The following is a 17,312-nucleotide window of genomic DNA, read 5'->3' as shown; positions in this document are numbered from 1 at the left end:
CAAAGCACTAGAAATTCGGTGAAGCGCGGTCAAAGCTGGTTCAAGCTCGCAACGGCCGCAGATTGCCCAACCGACTCACCGTCGAGACCCAGTCCCCGGGTTCGAACCCACCGGCCCTGCCGGGCCTTTGCAGAACGAGGAGTGTCCACGATGAAGACCTGGTCCAAGCCCGCCTTCGAGAACCTGCGTTACGGCTTCGAGATCAACCTGTACGTCAAGGTCCGCTGAGCGCGGCCCGAGCCCGCGGGGGCGGGCCTGCCCGCCCTCGCGTCACCGATTGCCAACCACCCTCGACCCGTGCCCATGGCCCCGGCCAGCAGCGCACCGCCGCGCCCGCTGTGGCTCTTGGCGGAGCTAACCTATAGCTGCCCGCTGCAGTGCCCGTACTGTTCCAATCCCCTGTCGCTGGGCGGCCGCAAGCCGGAGTTGGACACCGCGGACTGGCTGCGCGTGCTGGCCGAGGCGCGGGCGCTGGGCGCCGCGCAGCTCGGGCTCTCCGGCGGTGAGCCGCTGCTGCGGCGCGACCTCGAGACCATCGTGTCCCGGGCGCGCTCGCTCGGCTTCTATACCAACCTGATTACTTCGGGCGTCGGGCTGGATGCCGAGCGTATCGCGGCGCTGAAGCAGGCCGGCCTGGATCACATTCAGGTGAGCTTCCAGGCGGACGAGGCCGAGCTCAACGACCGCCTCGCCGGCAGCGTGAGCTTCGCGCACAAGCGCGAGGTGGCGCGGCTGGTGAAGGCCGCCGGCTATCCGATGGTGCTGAACGTGGTCATGCACCGGCTGAACCTGGACCGCACCCGCGAGATCCTGGACATGGCGCTGGAGCTCGGCGCGGACTACGTGGAGCTGGCCAACACCCAGTATTACGGCTGGGCGCTGGTGAACCGCGATTGGCTCTTGCCCAGCAAGGCGCAGCTCGCGCGCGCCGAGGCCGTCGCGCACGCGTATCAGGCCCGCCACGGCGAGCGGATGAAGGTCTACTTCGTGGTGCCGGACTATTTCGAGGGCCGCCCGAAGCCCTGCATGAACGGCTGGGGCCGGGTGTTCCTGGCCGTGGCGCCGGACGGCAGCGCCCTGCCCTGCCACGCGGCGGCGGACCTGCCGGGGCTAGACCTGCCCAACGTGCGCGAGCACGCGCTGGACTGGATCTGGCACGAATCGCCGGCGTTCAATTTCTTCCGCGGCGAGGCCTGGATGCAGGCGCCCTGCAGCGGCTGCGACGAGCGCGCCGGCTGCTTCGGCGGCTGCCGCTGCCAGGCCTGGCTGCTGACCGGCGACGCCGCCGCGGCGGACCCGGCCTGTGACAAGTCCCCCGACCATCACCTGATCCGCGCGGCCCGTGCGGCGGCGGCGGCGCGCGGTGCGTCTTTGTCCCCGCTGATGCGCAACCGCCGCAACGCCGTCGCCCTGGGCGTCGCCGCATCTCCGGGGTCGCGCTGATGCCGGTCCAAGCCGACTCAGGTACCGCGGCATTTGCCGCTGCAACAACAAACCACGGGAGGACCATGATGGGCAGAGCACTTGGCATCGCGGCCCCGCTGCCCGAGCGGCGGCGGGGCATCGAGGGGCACTGGGAGCGCTTTCGGCACGGCGCCTGCCCGGAGCCCGGCACCTTCCTGCGCCCGGAGATCGCATCGAGCTGGCAGCGCAGCGCGGCACGGCCGGTGGCCTGCCCCAGGCTCGCCCCGAGCGAGGATCATGCGCTGGTGGCCCAGGTCTGGCGCGACTCGGCGCTGCGCACGGCGGTGGAGCGCCGCAAAGGCGACATCGCCGCGCTGGCCGCAGAGGCGGGCATGCTGGCGGCCGTGGCCGACCCCTGCGGGCGGCTGCTGTGGAGCCAGGCGAGCCGGCCCATGCGCCGCCGGGCCGAGTCGATCAACTTCACCACCGGCGGGCGCTGGGACGAGCCGAGCGTCGGCACCAACGCCGTCGGGCTCGCGCTGGAGCTGCGCGCGCCGGTGACGGTGTTCTCCGCCGAGCACTACCAGCCCTGCGTGCACGATTGGGTCTGCTACGCGGCGCCGATCCTGCATCCGCGAAGCGGCACCTGCGTCGGCGTGCTGGACCTGTCCACCACCTGGAATCGCCACACGCCCCTGGGCCGGGCAGCGGTGACGGAGCTCGCGCGCGGCATCGCCGCGGAGCTGCCGGAGGAGGCGCCGCGGGCGGAGCTGGAGCTGCGCGTGCTCGGCGAGCCGCAGGTCTGGTTCCGCGGCAAGAGGCTCCGCCTGAAGCCGCGCCAGCAGGAGATCCTGGCCCTGCTCGCGCTGCACCCGCAGGGGCTGACGCTGGAGGCGCTGCACGCGGCGCTGTACGGCGATGCGCGGGTGTCGCTCGCCACGCTGAAGTCGGAGCTGTCGCATCTGCGCCGGCAGCTCGACGGCCGGATCGAGTCCCGCCCTTATCGCCTCTCGTTGAGCGTGTGGGCGGACTTCGTCGCCGTCTGGCAGGCGCTGCGCCGGGACTGCGGCGAGGAGGCGCTGGCGTTGTATCGGGGGCCGCTGCTGCCGCGCTCCGAGTCGCCGGAGCTGTGCGAATGGCGACACTGCATCGACGCGGTCATGGAGCGGGCGCTGCGCGCCTGCCGCGACACGGGGGTGCTGCTGGAGCGGCTCTGCCAGGGCGGCGGCAGCGCGCTGCTGCGGGAGCGGCTGGCGGAGCTGGTGGGCTGATCGACGGCGGCGGAGCCAAACGCCGGCTCAGAGACGCATCTGCCTTTGCGCGAGCAACGCCAGCAAATAGGTATCTGCTTGCGGAGACTCGCGGACCGCCTGCCAATCCGCAAAGGACTGTTCCGCCTCGTCGATGAGGCTCACGACCTCACGCCTGCGGAACAGGCGCGCCGAATCGTAGTCGGCTTCATGGCGAGCCTGCTGAAGGTCCACAAAGGCGACGGCGATTCTCCGCAACTCTGGCTGGACTTGCCGGCCCTTGAGCCCCGCCGAGAGCTTGGGTGAGACAGTGCCCTTCGCAAACTGAACGGAGACATCCTTCATGTCTGCATGCCCGAACGCGCGCCCCAAGCACTGGCGCAGCTCCGCCCTATCGGCAAGCCGGATGAACCTGTGGGTTGCCTCGAACACGAGTTTATGAAATAGCGCGTAGTAAGCACTCGATACGGCCCGGCGCAAGCTCGCCTGCTTCGGCCGACGGGGCTCTTTGCTGCAGAGATGGCGTGCCTGTTCACGCAGATCGTCGTGCAGGCTCACGCCGTCATCTCGGAGGTGGTCCGAAAGCGCACGTAGACCCAAGGGTCCGCATCGGCATAGGTGTCGCGCACCTCCTCGAAGACCTGTTCCTGAACCTGTCTTCGACGCGCCGTATCGTCAAAGTCCTCGTCGTCTACGGTGAGCCAGACCCACACCGCGAGATCATCGGTGGCGTCCGGTCCCACCTCGACCTCCCAGTCGCGGACCGGCATGGCAAGGTGGGTCAACGTCCGCAGGTGCTCCGCGACGGCGTGGGCGTTCAAACGGGCGTTCGGCATGCCTGACTCCGGGGCAGAAGGCTCAAAACGAGCGTCGATCTTGCCACAACACCGGCCCGGACGGGGTCCGGCCCCGCCCGGAGCACGGCCTCAGAAGAACCCGAGCGGGCTCACGTCGTAGCTCACCAGCATGTTCTTGGTCTGCTGGCAACATTTACTTCTTTTCGCTGTTGAAATGCAGTGGCCGCCGCGTTCTCAAGAAACTTCTTGCGCGTTGGGCTCATGTCTGAGCGAAATTGACCCGATTCATACGCAACCAGCAATTCTTCCTCTTCTTTGTCGAGTTGGGGGGATATCATCTGTGACTCACGCCAAGCGCCTCGCCACCGTCAGTGCAGTACCGCGTCCACGGACTCCGCGACGAGGATGCGGTCGAGCCACTCCAGCAGGGTGTCGCTGTCGGCGGCGAGCACGCGCTCGCGCACGCTGTCGCTGGGCGGGCCGAACTTGCGCTCGATCAGACGCAGCACGGCGGTTGCCTCGCCGAGACGTTGGCCCTGACTGATGCCTTGCTCGATGTAGCGGTCGATGAAGGTCTGCATGATCGGTTCTCCGGTGGAGGTCTGTTGCAGCGAGGTCTGTTGCAGCAAGATCCGCACGGTGGGCTCGTCGACCCGTTGCGTGCCTTGGACGAAGTAGCGCAGCAGGGATTCCAACACTTCCACCGCGGTGTCGCGGTCCTCGATCTGATCGATCAGCGCCAGCAGCTCGCGCAGCCGTGCGACGGGCTCGGCGTCGAAGACCCAGCGCATGGCCAACTGCACCAGCCGCGTCAGTACCCGGCCCTTGATCTCGGCGTTGGTGGGGCCGGACAGATCCACCAACTGGTAGCCGAAGCTCGGCACGAAGGGCACCAGGCTGTCCGGCAGCGGCTTGACCAGGTCTTGGAAGGCTGCCGGTGCCTGCCAGGGCCGGTCGCCGTGGTAGATCACTAGCGGGAAGACCGGCGGCAGATGGCGGCTCTTGGGATGCTGTTTTCGGTACTGCTCGCCCTCGGCGGCGATGTAGCGCAGGAGCTGGAGCGCCGTCCAGTGCTCCGCCCAGCTTTTGTGCTCGAACAGCAGGTAGACGTTGAGGACCTCGCCGCGGTAGGCGACCCGATAGACCAGGTCCGAGTAGGCCGTGCGCAGATCGCTCGCGACGTAGCTGTCCTTGCCGATCGTCAGCGTCGTCAGGTCCAACTCGGCGAGCAGCGCCGCCGGGAGCTGGCAGCGGCTGGCGACACCGCTCCAGCGGTGTCGCCCGTCTGCCGACGCTCTGCGCCGCGGGCGAGGGCGCGAGGCCGCAACGCTGCAGCGGACTGCCTGCTTTCACCCATGCCTTGCTCCTATACTCGTCCCCCGAGCCGCGCCCACACGCGAGGGGACCGATGAGCCACGACCAGAACTTCAAGAACCTGATCGTCGACTACCCGCACGAGGCGGTGCAGTTCTTCGCCGCCGCCGAGGCCGCGCACGTGGACAAGCGTGTGCGCATCATCCCGATCCGAGAGGAGCAACTGAAGGAACGGCTCGGCGACCGATTTCGGGAGCTGGACGTGCCGCTGCTGGTCGAATGGCCCGACGGCCGCCGCGAGGCCGTGCTGCTGGTGCTGGAGGAAGAGTCGGACACGTCCAAGTTCTCGATCCACCGCTTGGCGCACTACTGCCTGGACCTCTCGGAGCTGTTCAAGACGAACCGAGTCGTCCCCGTCGCGATCTTCCTGCGCCAAGGCCAGCGGCCCGAGGAGCTGATTCTGGGTGGTGACCACCACCGTTACCTTGCGTTCCGCTACCTGGCCTGCGCGCTGCCCGAGCTGCCCTGGCAGGACTGGCGCGACAGCGACAACATCGTCGCGCGGCTCAACCTGCCGAACATGCGCTACGATCCGAGCGAGCGCGTTGCCGTCTACGCCATGGCCCTGCGCGGGCTGATGCAGTTGGAGCCCGACCCCGAGAAGCGGCTGAAGTATGCCGATTTCGTGGACATCTACGCGAACCTGAACGACACCGAGCGCGAGCAGTACGAACGCGACTATCCCGAGGAGACCAAGACCATGCAGTCGTTTTCCACCCGCATGCGAGAAGAAGGCGAACGAATCGGCATCCAGCTTGGCGAGGCCAATGTCGTGGTGTGTCTGCTGGAGCACAAATTCGGTCCGATATCCGACGAGGCTCGTCAGCGTATTGAGCGGGCAGACCCGGACACCCTGCTCCGTTGGTCTGTCAACATCCTGACCCAAGACAGCATCGACGAGGTGCTGAGGTAACCGTCACCGCCAGCGAAGCCGCCGTTGCCGATCGCGAGCCTGCGCGTCCACGACGAAGCACGCAGCCCGCGGGCGCTTGGCGCGCGACACCGCTCCCATGGTGCTGCGCATCGTCAAGCGCCCCGCGTTGTCTGCCGTCGGGTTGCGGCGGCTTGCTCAACGCCTTGTTTTTCCCAGCCATTACACGCTGGGCGCGACAAGAGTGAGGCCAGACCGCCCTGCTTGTTTCCGCGACGGGGTCCGTCGATGCGCGCGGGCGTCAGCTCCGCCAGCCGTCGCGGCTACATCGCCTTCACAAACCCCTTCGCGCGCGGCACACACCAGCGCTGCGTGTCCTCCCGTGCGCCCCGTTTCTTGACCAGCGTCAAGAACCTCGTACAGAAGGCATCGATGCTCTGCCGGGTGGTTGCCGCGGGCTCCGACTTGGACTAGCTTCGTGCTCGTCGGGCAGGATCAGGGAACGGAGGATGCTGGCCCCCCCTGCCTCCTGGGATGTGCGATGGGAGACCTGCCCCGCTGCTTTAGAGATGAGTAGACTGTCCCCGGAACTCGCAGTTCCACGGCGGAAGACTTGGGCCGGGAGCCGGATGGTGTAACACTCCAAGTCCTACTGCTCCGAGCCGGGAGCCGAACCGTCGCATGGCAGAGATATTGTGGCACCGCCGGGAAACCAGGCGGCCACAGAGAACACCAACTTCTGCCTAAACGGCGGCAAGGCCCCGGCTTACTCTCCGACCACGTTTAATGGCTCTGCGATGTGACCCAGGCGGTCACGGAATTAATCGTGGTCTGTCCCCTATTTTCCCGTTTCTTGACCAGCGTCAAGAACCTCGTACAGAAGGCATCGATGCTCTGCCGGGTGGTTGCCGCGGGCTCCGACTTGGACTAGCTTCGTGCTCGTAGGACAGGATCAGGGAACGGAGGATGCTGGCACACCCCCTGCCTCCTGGGATGTGCGATGGGAGACCTGCCCCGCTGCTTTAGAGATGAGTAAACTGTCCCCGGAACTCGCAGTTCCACGGCGGAAGACTTGGGCCGGGAGCCGGATGGTGTAACACTCCAAGTCCTACTGCTCCGAGCCGGGAGCCGAACCGTCGCATGGCAGAGATATTGTGGCACCGCCGGGAAACCAGGCGGCCACAGAGAACACCAACTTCTGCCTAAACGGCGGCAAGGCCCCGGCTTACTCTCCGACCACGTTTAATGGCTCTGCGATGTGACCCAGGCGATCACGGAATTAATCGTGGTCTGTCCCCTATTTTCCATGTCCCCTATTTTCCCACAGGCGATCACGGAATTAATCGTGGTCTGTCCCCTATTTTCCCAAAAGGCGACCGAAGGCAGCGAAGACAGAAGGAACAGCAAGCGATCAATGATCGAGGCGGAGTCGATGGGCTCGATAATCGAAGGAACGAGGTCGCCGAGAAGAAATGGGACGACTATGGGGTTAGACCGCCCGGTGAATGAGACTAGTTGAAGAGGTACTCAATGAACGAAAGACCAATACCTGATGCCGCTAGGCACGACGCCGACGCCGTCGAGATGCTGCGCGTTTGGATCGCGAATCAGGGTTTACATTGTTCCCTTAAAGTGGGTATGTACAAAGAATCGACTGATATCCCAGAAGAACGCGCTTGGGGAACCATTCTCGCTGACGCAGCTCGCCATGTAGCGAATGCTCTACATTCTGCCTATGATGCGAATCAGGATGAGTCTATTGAACAGATTAAGAGAGCCTTCCTAGCGGAGTTGTCGGCGCCAACCTCTGATGCGGACGGTGGCTTTGTCGATCCATGAAAATCGAAGCTGTGGGCCTGTCGCTAGAAAGTCCGGTGTATATTTAGAATAGGAACAGTGAGGCCCGCACTACTTGCTTGAAGAAATCGACGGTTTCAAGATTGGCTGGATCGGCAGGGGCGATCTCCAACACGTTGGTGAGCGTGTCCGTGCAGGCGATATTGATGGTATTGGATTGAATCCGTATTCTGGATGGGACGGAGCACCAGCCGAACTCGATACCCTGCCATCGCTTGGCCTTCGGGCTCTTGCCGTCCCATTTGGCGATCGTATTGGGTTTTGCCAGAGTCATCTTGATGATCTTCGTGATCTTCAGTTTTTCTGGGTGGGGGAGTCCAAACAGAGGTGGAGAATCTCTCTACGTGATGTGCGTGCTCTGCGACTCCAGTTTGATAGGAATATTGTTTTTCCCGAAACGCCGGAGCTGACTTTGCTGGGCGCCTTTCGGTTTGATAAGCGTTGGACCACTGCAAAGATGCCCGAGACGGAGAGATTGCAGCGGTTCGAGGCCAATCAGGGTAATTGCACGTCATTGGATGCCATCTCTCGATACCATAGCTTGGCATCTGTTGATATTGCGAACCTACGCAAGTTGGAGTCGATAGGGGCACTTTCTGGCCTTGAAGGGTTGCGCGTTCTTCGTATCGAATCGTGCAAGTCGATTAAGGAACTTGCTCGAGTTGTTTCTTCCTTGGCTGGGTTGAGCGTGCTGCATCTCATTGATTGTGGTCAGGTTGATAGCTTGGATTTCGTGCGCTCGCTCAATGTGAAAGAGTTTCTGTTCGGGAGAACGGTGGTGCGGGACGGCGATCTGAGCGTCCTTAGATGATATTGAAACCGTATCGTTCGACGATCAGCCACACTACAATCGAAGGTCAGACGACATGCTGCCTAAGTCTCTGCGCTGACAGAGTCAGGTTGAAGCGCAGGCGATCCCAAACTCGTGTATATTTTTGACGTTGGAGAGAAAGGGATTAACTCTGTATGCCCTTGCTGTGGAAAGCCATCATGTACCGGTCACGGTTTCATCTACAAGGATGGCGATGCATATGCGGTATATTATGTGGGGTGGTCCGTTTCCCATTCCGAGAAGAAAGTGAGCTTCGCCCTGGCTATCGGTGAATGGGGGGATGATTCAACCTCTGAGGATCGCAATTGTTTCGGCCTGGAGGCTTATGATGAGGTCGATGAGATACAGTTTAGAGTAGTTGATCCAGATGAATCTCCATGGCCTAGAACGGATTTGCTAGGAGATATGTTGACGAGGGAAGAAGCGCTGCGACATCCGCTTATCAAAGAGGTCTTCTTGCTTGCTGAGGAGATCATTAGGAACCATTCTGCGGTTCGCGAGTACCTGGGGGCGTTGGCGGCGTAAGAACTGGAGACATCATCTTGGGCAGCCACCGACCCTACGATCTCTTAAGGAATGCGCTTACACCCTTTCTCAAGTGCGAAGGGTTTAAGAAGTCTGGTCTCATCTACTCCCGTGATTGCGGAAATCTCTCCGCTATTGTGGCTCTTCAGAAGAGTCGATGGAATACGGGCCGCGGTGGGGACTTTACCCTCAATTTCGGTGTGCATGTGCCAGGTGTCGGCGAGCTGTACGCGGGAAAGGCCGAGGCGGCAAAGCCTAGGATCGAGGATTGCGCCCTCTACGTCCGTGTCGGAATGCTTACGCCAGAGCAGGTTGATCGCTGGTGGGAGATCAATGCCGACATGAACGAGGCCGAGAAGGAACGTAGCGGGCGTGAACTGGTCGATGTCTGCAAGGATTTCGGGTTGCCATTTCTTCGACGCTTCGAGACGTTGCAGTCGATTGCTGCATGGCTCGAAGCGCCTGCTGGAGACTATGCCCGCTACGTTTTTCCAATGGCGAAAGCGCAACGACTCGCCTATGCGGCAATCGTTCTTTGCCTTTGTGGAGATTCTGTTGCCTCGGCTCGTTTGCTGGGGCTTTATTCGGAAGCGGTCAAGGGTACGCCGCTGGAGGATGTCGCGTTGCCTTTTTTGGAGCGTTTGGCGGCCCGTTGTTAGCCGTTAAGGACCGTCGTGTGGCGTCTCGCTGGACATGGTTGTCCACCGTCGTCGGTGTTGCAGCATCGCTAAACCAAGTGTGTAACATTCTTTGATGCCTAGTAGTCTCCGCAGAATTGCCTTCGCGTCCCTTGGTCGGATAGCCGTTCAGGGTCTTGAGAGAATAGCCGTCGTTGCGGTGCTGCCGTGGCTCTTGTGCATCAGCACGTCGGCGCGGGCCGAGCCCTTGGCTGACCTGTCGGGCCGCTACGTCTACGAGGAGTACAGCGTCACGCTTCCCGACGGCACGGTCCTTGATTTGGCGGCCCTGGGCCTCCGGGATGCCAAGCTCTCGATCTATCCGAACGGCGCCATCGTCACCCGAATGACCTCGGACTCAGGCGAGGAGATCGTCTCCCAGTGCTCGTCGAGCGACTGGAGGATCAGCGGCGCGGATGCCTTTTGGACCGAGGACTGTCCCGAGGTGGGCTACCCGATTCGCCGGGAGATCGATCGTATCCCCGATGGACTCAGTTACAGCATCCGTTTCGATGATCCCCGCGATCGGATGCGCTACGGCTCGGTGGATCATGGCGTGCTGCGCCGTGTCGGTGATGTGGATAATCGCGGGGCGGTGGATTCTGGAGCTTTGGCGGCACAGGCGCGGCCCCGGATTCCTCTGTCGGACGAGGAGGCTCGCGAGGTCGGCGAGCGGATCCGGGGCCAGATTCGGGTAACGCCGGCTGGAGATGGGCCTGATCGGGGCCACGCGGGACCCTTTTTCGACGAGACAGCGTTGGCCCGCCTCGGCTGCGCGGTACCACCTGGCAGTGGGCGCTACAAGGATGTTGCCGCTCCCGGCGTGTCGGAGGTCAGGGTGTTCATGCTGCGCAGTCGAGGCGATTGCACGATCGATCTGTTCAACCTGATCCAGCCTACCGTGGGTGAATTTGGTCAGTGGGCTGGGCTGCGGGCTCAGGCTTCTGGCGAGGCCCGCGCTCGGGGTTTCGAGACGGAGACGCGTGAAGGCCGTCTCGGAAATCATTCCGAGCTGCGGATTTTCAGCAAGAATGGCGCCTACAAGGGCTTCTGGTATGCCATCGAGTCGGACGGGGTGCTTTACGTGATCCGGGTCCTCTCGGCACAGATCCGGGTATCGCCCGAGCTGGAGGATCTGCTGCGCGAGAAGGTCGCGCTGATTTCGGAGTAGACCATGAGACTGTTCGTGCCTTTGCCTTTGAGACAGCATTCCCTCGGTCTGCTGCTCTGGATGTTCGCCCTTTCGGTGCTCGCCGGGGACCATCCGGAGGGCTCGATCGAGGTCGACAAGGAGACCTTCAACCCGACCGCGGGTGAGACGCTGCAATTGCGAATCGAGGGGGATGAGATCACGGACACGAGGTTGCTGGTCTACGATCCGGACGGGGGCCTGATCCGCACCCTGTCCGTTCCGGTCGGCTTCACAGGCGCCCAGAGCGGGGTAATTTGGGATGGCCGCGACGATGAAGGCCGGATCGTACCCGATGAGGCCTATACCCTTGTCACCGAGACCGAGGATGGCGTCGTCTACGACCCGACCGAAGACTCGGGTGGCGAGGTCCAGGACATCCGCGATCCGACCTTCGACGACACCGGGGCCGTCAGCTACAGGTTGCCGGCACCCTCCCGCGTCCTGATCCGCTTGGGCATCCGCAACGGCCCGATGTACCGCACCCTCGTGGACTGGGAGCCCCGCCCCGCGGGTCAGGTCACCGAGTACTGGGACGGCTACGACGCCGACGGGTTCGTCAAGCTCCGTGGTCGCGACGCATTCACGGCCCTGATTACCTACGTGACCTTGCCGGAGGCGACGGTCATCACCTACGGGAACGATACCGAGACCTACCGCTCGTACAAGCTCGGTCGTGGCAAGGACCGAGCCCAGAAGCCGGAGCGTTCGGCCGACGCCGAAACAGCCAAGCGCTTTCGGCCGGATTCCCTTGTCCCCCCAGCCTGGGCGCGTGCCCCGCGGGTCGAGATGGCCTTTCCCGACTTCCCCAATGGGGACCCGAACCCGACCGTGGAGCGGTTCGTGAACGTCCGCATCGATGTTGCAGAAGAGGACAAGCCGCTCTTGATGGAGGACCAGTTCGAGGTCCTGCTGTTCGTCGATGGCCAGTTCTTCGCCGAGGCCGAGCGCGGCTATCTGCCGCTGAACTGGAAGTGGGAGCTCAACCAGTTTTCGCCGGGTGAGCACATCCTGACCGCGAACATCGCAAGCTTCCGGGGTCAGGTCGGTGTTGCCAGTCGAAAGATCCTGCTGCAGCCGTGAAGCCGTGAAGCCATGAGGAGTGCAACCAGGGGAACCGCAATGCGGCTTCGAGAGATCACCGGTGCGCTCGGGGCGCTTCTGCTGCTGCTGGCCGCGGCAGAAGTCGCGGCCGGGATCGTCTTCTCGGCCCTCGAGGACGGTGGCTGGCACCTCTACACGCAATCCGAGCCCGGCAGCGTGCCGGTGGCGATCCAAACGCCCAAGATCAGCGGCGACAAGGGCGCCCCGCGTCTGTCGCCGCGGGGTCATGAGGTCGCCTTCGAGGTGACCGGTGGCGGTCTGCATGTGTGTCCCGTCGATGGCGATCGGCCCTGCCGGTCCGTCGCGATGAACGATGGCTATGCGGTGCGTCCCGCTTGGAACCCCGCGTCCGGCGGACTCGTGTTCGCCCACTTCACTTTCGAGGCGGACGAGGAGACCTCGACGCTTCATCAAGCCGACGTGACCTTGGAGCGAATCGAGCCCATGATCCAGCAGACGGGTATTCAGGACTTCCCTGATGTTTCACCCGGTGGCGGGCGCCTGGCCTATACCTCCTGGCTCACTGTCATGCCCTACCGGGGCGGCGTGAGCGTCGTCCAGCAGCTCTGGACTCTCGATCTCACACGCGGTCGGGCGGGGCAATTGCTCCTCTCCAACGCGAGCGACATCCATCCCCGCTGGTCGCCGGACGGAAGCCGGCTTGCCTTCTCGTCCAACCGCAGCGGTCGCTACGAGATCTGGACCGTTGCCGCCGACGGCAGCAATCCGCGTCAGGTCACCGACGGCCCCGGCGACAAGACTTGGCCGGCCTGGTCCCCGGATGGCGCGCGTATCCTCTTCAGCCACACCCAGGGCGGTCGCGCGGGCCTGTCCCTGGTGAGCTTGGGCAGCGGGGAGATCGCCCCGTATCAACCCTTCGGACCCGACGCCGACATCCAGCTCAAGGATGCCGATTGGCGCGCGGGGACCGAACAACCGGGCAGCACAACCCTGATCGACCAGGAGACATCACCATGATGCGCTTGATCCCGGCACTGTTGTGCCTTGTTGCGTTGGGGGCATGGGCCGATTCGACGCCGCAGCGGGTGGTCGTCTACACCTCGCTGGACCAGGTCTTCTCGGAGCCGGTCCTGCGTGAATTCGAGGAACAAACCGGGATCGAGGTCAAGGCCGTCTACGACGTGGAGGCGTCGAAGACCACTGGCCTGGTCAACCGGTTGATCGCGGAGCAGCGCCGGCCACGGGCCGATGTGTTCTGGAATTCCGAGGTCGGTCGCACGTTGCTGCTGAAAGACAAAGGGGTTCTTGCGCCGTACCGATCGCCGTCGGCAGCGGACATCCCCGGGCAGTTCAAGGATCCCGATGGCTGGTGGACCGGATTCGCCGCCCGTGCGCGGGTGCTGATCTACAACAAGACGCTGCTCGGCGAAGCCGGGCTGCCGCAGTCGATCTTCGACCTGACCGAGCCGGCCTGGAAGGGCCGCGTCGCACTCGCCTACCCGCTGTTCGGCACCACGGCGACCCATGTCGCCGCCTGGTATGCGGTGCTTGGGCCGGAGCGGACGGAGGAGTACTTGCGCGCACTGAAGGCCAACGAGATCGTCATCGTGGATGGCAATGCAACCTCGCGGGATGCCGTCGTCCAGGGCGAGCTGCCGCTGGGCTTCACCGATACCGACGATGTCAACGTTGCTATCCAGGCGGGTGAGCCGGTGGGGATGATCTTCCCGGACAAGGACGGCCTCGGCACGCTGATGATCCCCAACACCGTGGCCCTGATTGCCGGAGCGCCCCATCCGGACGCGGGGCGTCGCCTGATCGATTACCTCTTGTCGCGGGAGGTGGAGAGCCGCCTGGCCTTCTCCGAGTCGATGCAGATCCCGGTCCGTCCAGGAGTCGCCAAGCCGGACCATGTGCCGGACTACAACGAGATCCGAGCCATGGAGGTGTCCTATCGGGCCATCGCCGACAATATGGAACGTGGCGCCCGTTTCTGTCGCACGCTGTTCACCCGTTGACGGGTGCTGTTGCCCCGCTGGCTGGTCGCCTCGGCCTGGGCGGCCTTCGCCCTCGCCGCGCTGCTGCCGCTGCTCTGGCTGGGCCTGGATGCCCTGAGCGGCGAAGGCCGCCTCTCGGCACTTCGCGACCCGCTGTTGACCGAGGCGCAGTGGCGCCTCCTTGCGCGCAGCCTGGTGGTGGCGGGCGGGGCCGCGTTGCTGGCGCTTGGCCTTGGGGTGCCCTACGCGCTGGCAATCGAGCGGACCACGATGCCCGGTCGCCATGCCTTCCAGCTTCTCGGGCTTGTGCCGCTGCTGATTCCACCGCAGCTGCACGCCATCGTCTGGTCGCGCCTGCTGGCGTCTTCGCCTGTCGACCCCTTCAGCATCCCCGGCGTGGTCCTGGTTCTCGGTCTCGCCTATTTCCCGTTCGTCGTCCTGTTGACCAGTGCCGGACTGCGCGCCATCGATCCCACGATGGAGGATGGTGCGCGCCTGCGGGTCGGGCCGCCGCGGGGGCTCGTCGGGGTGACCCTGGCGTTGGTGCGGCCTCATATGCTCGCCGCTGCCTTGCTGGTCTTCGTCTTCGCCATCGTCGATTTCGGGGTCCCGGACCTGCTGCGCGTTCGAGTCTACGCGGTCGAGGTCTTCATCGAGTTCAGCGCGCTGTACGATCAGCGTGGTGCCGTTTTTTTGTCCGCGCCGCTGCTTCTGACGACGATGGCCTTGGTCGGGATCATGACCTGGCTGATGCGTGGGCGGGCCTATGTGAGTCTGTCCCACGGTGCTGGCGATGCGGGCAGGTTTCGCTGGGGTGGCCCCAGGATTCCAGCCGTTCTGTTCTGCGGGTCCGTGCTGGGTCTTTCCGTCCTCGTCCCCGTGGCATCTCTGGCTGTCAGTGCAGGGGCAGCCCTGTTTGATCCCGGCGTGCTGCGTCCGGCGCTGTCGGCGATCGGCACCAGTGTGTCGCTCGCCGTCAGCGCCGGGGCCTTGACGACCATGGTGGCGTTCGTCATTGCCCGCGGCCTGATGCAGACGTCCGAGGTCTTTCGCGGGGCACTGCATGCGCTGACTCAGCTGCCATTTGCGCTGCCCCCGATTCTCCTTGGGATTGGGTTGATCGGCCTCTGGAATCGTGAGGCCACGGGATGGTTCTACGATGGGCTTGGGGTGGTGCTGGTGGGCTATCTGGCGCGGTTTCTGCCCTTCGCGATCGGCGCTATGCTTGCCAGCTTGCAGCAGCTCAATCCCCGTCTTGAGGAGGCTGCCTGGCTCGTCACCGCGAATCGTCTCCGCATCCTCGGGGGCCTCAGTCTGCCGTTACTGCGTGACGGGCTTGCGGCGGCATTCATCATCGTCTTTATATTGACGATGGGTGAGCTGGGCGTGACGCTGTTGGTGGTGCCGCCCGGGGTCGAAACGCTGCCGGTGCGAATCTACAACCTGATGCACTATGGCGCCGATGCCTCGGTTGCCGCGTTGAGCCTGATCCTGATCGCCATCCAGCTCCTGGTTTGCTCGCTGGTGCTGGTGGGAGTCCGGCGGCGGCGCCCCAGTGTGGCATCATGATCGAGACGTTCATTCTCGCCAAGTGTTTCGGGGCGGCGAATGCCGTGGCCGATGTCTCCCTGAGGCTGCGGGCGGGTGAGACGCTCGTCGTGCTCGGCCCATCGGGTTGCGGCAAGACCACGTTGCTACGTTTGATTGCCGGGCTGGAGCGACCGGACCATGGTAGGGTCGTGATCGATTCAGCGCCGGTCAGCACGCCGGAGCGGCTGGTGTCCCCCCATGCGCGGCGGATCGGGATGATCTTCCAGGATCTTGCGCTCTGGCCACACATGAGCGTGCTAGGTAACGTGTCCTTCGGGTTGAGGGGTCGCCGTGGGCAGGTGCGCGCGCTCGCTGACAAGGCACTGAGCCAGGTTGGGCTCGCGGGGATGGGGAATCGCCTGCCGCACCAACTCTCCGGGGGTGAACGTCAGCGCCTCGCGATTGCCCGCGCATTTGCCGGGGAGCGCCGCTGGCTGTTGCTGGACGAGCCGTTCAGCAGCCTCGACCCGCTTTCGAAGCGGCGGATCGGTCGCTTGTTGCGGTCCCTGCAACAGGATCTTGATCTTGGCATCCTGTACGTCACACATGACCTGCACGAGGCGGTGGCGTTGGCCGATCGCATCGTCCTGATGCAGTACGGGCGGCTCGTGGGGTCGCTTGATCTGAAGGCGACCGGCGCCATGCGTCCTGAGGAGCTGCTGCAATGGTACGAGGAGACAATCGAGACTGTCTGATCCTGGGCGCCTTGCTCATGCTGGTCACCAGCGCTTCCAGTGCCGGGGGAGGAGAGCTGTGGTCGACCTGGGATGTCTTCGAGCCAGATAAGTGTGCGTCGGTATGGCTCATCAAGCGTCATATCGATCCCGACGCCCGCTTTCGTTTCTATCCCAGTGGCGTCCTCATCGAGGAGGGCATCCGGTTTGATACACCGGATGCGGAACTTCGGCGTTACCACGACGCGTCCACGTTCGAGACATTGATACGACGCTACGAACTGACCGGTCCTGGGCTCGACTACCTTGGCCGCCTGATGCACGACATCGAGGTTAACGTCTGGGAGCGTAAGTTGCTGGCGGAATCGCGCGAGATCGAGCACACGCTGGTGGAACTGACCAGGGATGTCGCGCCCGAGGAGGCAGTGGACGCTTGCTTGATCTATTTCGATGGTTTGATCAGACGGGAGACGGGCTGAGCCGAACCATTTGCAATAGACTGGGCGATGTTGGGGCCTTGGCCGGCGTCGCACCAGTCGGCCTTGCGCATCAGGCGTTCGATGGCCCGCTTCACCCCGTGGCCAGGTGTAGCTTGAACAGAAACGGGATGGTGGCCTGCTCGGCGCGGACCATGTTGGCCCGGTTGCCCCTGCAATTGCGCCGACAACCGGTGCAGGGTCTCGATCTGGTCGTCCGGGATCTCGATGGTGGTGCGCATGATGTGCCTTCGGGCTTGTGAAGGTTGGTTGGCGGCGGGTGGCATGTTTGGCTGGGATGGTCCTCGGTGCCCGTGGGGCGGGACGCCCCGGTGCGGTCGTTAGCTGGTCTGCGGCGACGGGCTTCGGGGACGGTGCGCGACACGGGCGGCCGTTTTCGAGGGGGAGCCGTCGCCCTGCGCCTGGTTTCAGTTCGACTTGCCGGCCACCCCTACCATTGCGGCGGCGCGGGGTTTGCGTTACAAAACCCTGAGGCGGAAGGCTGAATCGTTGCCGCGTCGCCGTCGTCCAGGATCCCTTCACATCCCACCAGTGCCCCGGAGGTGTTTCCCATGTTATCGCTCCGTCTGTCGTGTTCGTCGTTCGCGCGTGCAGGTGTCGTAGCTCTGTCGCTGGGGCTGACCGCGCCGGTCGGCGCCGGTCTGCTGGCGCCCTTCACCGGTTGGAGCCGGTGGTTGTCAAGGTAGTTGTCACTTCAACCCATTCGCTAAAAA

18 protein-coding genes and 1 pseudogene are annotated in these 17,312 nt (G+C 63.9%); 15 read left to right on the top strand and 4 right to left on the bottom strand.

Annotated elements, in window-relative coordinates; translation table 11 throughout:
* The 3 genes from pqqA to ML01_RS25375 form a co-directional block, all read left to right on the top strand.
* The coding region (gene pqqA / locus ML01_RS29420) for a pyrroloquinoline quinone precursor peptide PqqA (protein ID WP_216819273.1) at positions 1 to 228 on the top strand (228 nt) is incomplete at its 5' end.
* 75 nt (positions 229 to 303) lie between these two features.
* The gene (pqqE, locus tag ML01_RS25380; RefSeq protein WP_058558170.1) at positions 304 to 1,443 is read left to right on the top strand and encodes a pyrroloquinoline quinone biosynthesis protein PqqE; all 1,140 of its coding nucleotides are present in this window, start codon (positions 304 to 306) and stop codon (positions 1,441 to 1,443) included.
* Positions 1,444 to 1,511: 68 nt separating this feature from the next.
* Positions 1,512 to 2,675 carry a helix-turn-helix domain-containing protein gene (locus ML01_RS25375; RefSeq protein ID WP_058558172.1) on the top strand — a complete coding sequence of 388 codons (1,164 nt, stop codon included), beginning with the start codon at positions 1,512 to 1,514 and terminating at the stop codon, positions 2,673 to 2,675.
* 27 nt (positions 2,676 to 2,702) lie between these two features.
* On the opposite strand, the gene ML01_RS25370 is transcribed toward ML01_RS25375, so the two are convergent.
* The 3 genes and pseudogenes from ML01_RS25370 to ML01_RS25360 all read right to left on the bottom strand — a co-directional run.
* Positions 2,703 to 3,212, bottom strand: coding sequence for a hypothetical protein (locus tag ML01_RS25370; protein ID WP_156428002.1), 510 nt, complete (start codon positions 3,210 to 3,212; stop codon positions 2,703 to 2,705).
* Positions 3,209 to 3,490 carry a hypothetical protein gene (locus tag ML01_RS25365; RefSeq protein ID WP_058558168.1) on the bottom strand — a complete coding sequence of 94 codons (282 nt, stop codon included), beginning with the start codon at positions 3,488 to 3,490 and terminating at the stop codon, positions 3,209 to 3,211. The genes ML01_RS25370 and ML01_RS25365 overlap by 4 nt, the downstream gene beginning before the upstream one ends.
* 329 nt (positions 3,491 to 3,819) lie before the next feature.
* Positions 3,820 to 4,686 (bottom strand): annotated as a pseudogene (locus ML01_RS25360) (Rpn family recombination-promoting nuclease/putative transposase); the annotation flags it as partial.
* A gap of 173 nt (positions 4,687 to 4,859) precedes the next feature.
* Between ML01_RS25360 and ML01_RS25355 the strand changes: the two are divergent.
* The 12 genes from ML01_RS25355 to ML01_RS25315 all read left to right on the top strand — a co-directional run bounded on the left by ML01_RS25355 (position 4,860) and on the right by ML01_RS25315 (position 16,581).
* Entirely contained in the window at positions 4,860 to 5,738 is an 879-nt protein-coding gene (locus ML01_RS25355; protein WP_058558166.1) for a hypothetical protein, read from the top strand.
* A 1,488-nt stretch (positions 5,739 to 7,226) separates the two neighbouring features.
* The gene (locus ML01_RS28075; RefSeq protein WP_082674674.1) at positions 7,227 to 7,535 is read left to right on the top strand and encodes a DUF5076 domain-containing protein; all 309 of its coding nucleotides are present in this window, start codon (positions 7,227 to 7,229) and stop codon (positions 7,533 to 7,535) included.
* 73 nt (positions 7,536 to 7,608) lie between these two features.
* The gene (locus ML01_RS29415; RefSeq protein ID WP_156428001.1) at positions 7,609 to 8,364 is read left to right on the top strand and encodes a hypothetical protein; all 756 of its coding nucleotides are present in this window, start codon (positions 7,609 to 7,611) and stop codon (positions 8,362 to 8,364) included.
* Between the two features lie 114 nt (positions 8,365 to 8,478).
* Positions 8,479 to 8,910, top strand: a complete 432-nt coding sequence (locus ML01_RS29410; RefSeq protein ID WP_156428000.1) for a hypothetical protein — start codon at positions 8,479 to 8,481, stop codon at positions 8,908 to 8,910.
* A 17-nt stretch (positions 8,911 to 8,927) separates the two neighbouring features.
* Positions 8,928 to 9,569 carry a DUF4304 domain-containing protein gene (locus ML01_RS28070; protein ID WP_162268111.1) on the top strand — a complete coding sequence of 214 codons (642 nt, stop codon included), beginning with the start codon at positions 8,928 to 8,930 and terminating at the stop codon, positions 9,567 to 9,569.
* A 226-nt stretch (positions 9,570 to 9,795) separates the two neighbouring features.
* Positions 9,796 to 10,758, top strand: a complete 963-nt coding sequence (locus tag ML01_RS25345) for a hypothetical protein (protein ID WP_162268110.1) — start codon at positions 9,796 to 9,798, stop codon at positions 10,756 to 10,758.
* 3 nt (positions 10,759 to 10,761) lie between these two features.
* Positions 10,762 to 11,859, top strand: a complete 1,098-nt coding sequence (locus ML01_RS25340) for a hypothetical protein (RefSeq protein ID WP_156427998.1) — start codon at positions 10,762 to 10,764, stop codon at positions 11,857 to 11,859.
* Positions 11,860 to 11,898: 39 nt separating this feature from the next.
* The gene (locus tag ML01_RS25335) at positions 11,899 to 12,858 is read left to right on the top strand and encodes a PD40 domain-containing protein (protein WP_058558162.1); all 960 of its coding nucleotides are present in this window, start codon (positions 11,899 to 11,901) and stop codon (positions 12,856 to 12,858) included.
* Entirely contained in the window at positions 12,855 to 13,859 is a 1,005-nt protein-coding gene (locus ML01_RS25330) for an extracellular solute-binding protein (RefSeq protein ID WP_254045395.1), read from the top strand. Before ML01_RS25335 ends, ML01_RS25330 begins: the two co-directional genes overlap by 4 nt.
* A gap of 9 nt (positions 13,860 to 13,868) precedes the next feature.
* Entirely contained in the window at positions 13,869 to 15,407 is a 1,539-nt protein-coding gene (locus tag ML01_RS25325; RefSeq protein WP_156427997.1) for an iron ABC transporter permease, read from the top strand.
* Positions 15,404 to 16,123, top strand: coding sequence for an ABC transporter ATP-binding protein (locus ML01_RS25320; RefSeq protein ID WP_058558160.1), 720 nt, complete (start codon positions 15,404 to 15,406; stop codon positions 16,121 to 16,123). The genes ML01_RS25325 and ML01_RS25320 overlap by 4 nt, the downstream gene beginning before the upstream one ends.
* 17 nt (positions 16,124 to 16,140) lie before the next feature.
* Positions 16,141 to 16,581: a chromate resistance protein ChrB domain-containing protein gene (locus ML01_RS25315; RefSeq protein ID WP_058558159.1), complete on the top strand. Its 441-nt coding sequence runs from the start codon at positions 16,141 to 16,143 to the stop codon at positions 16,579 to 16,581.
* On the opposite strand, the gene ML01_RS29405 is transcribed toward ML01_RS25315, so the two are convergent.
* Positions 16,545 to 16,820, bottom strand: coding sequence for a hypothetical protein (locus ML01_RS29405; RefSeq protein ID WP_156427996.1), 276 nt, complete (start codon positions 16,818 to 16,820; stop codon positions 16,545 to 16,547). The two genes, ML01_RS25315 and ML01_RS29405, sit on opposite strands and share 37 nt — an antisense overlap.
* Between the last annotated feature and the right edge of the window lie 492 nt (positions 16,821 to 17,312).

The organism is Thiohalocapsa sp. ML1 (assembly GCF_001469165.1).
Classification (GTDB): domain Bacteria; phylum Pseudomonadota; class Gammaproteobacteria; order Chromatiales; family Chromatiaceae; genus Thiohalocapsa.
The sequence above is the reverse complement of the archived record's forward strand: the minus strand, read 5'-3'. Positions and strand labels throughout refer to the sequence as shown.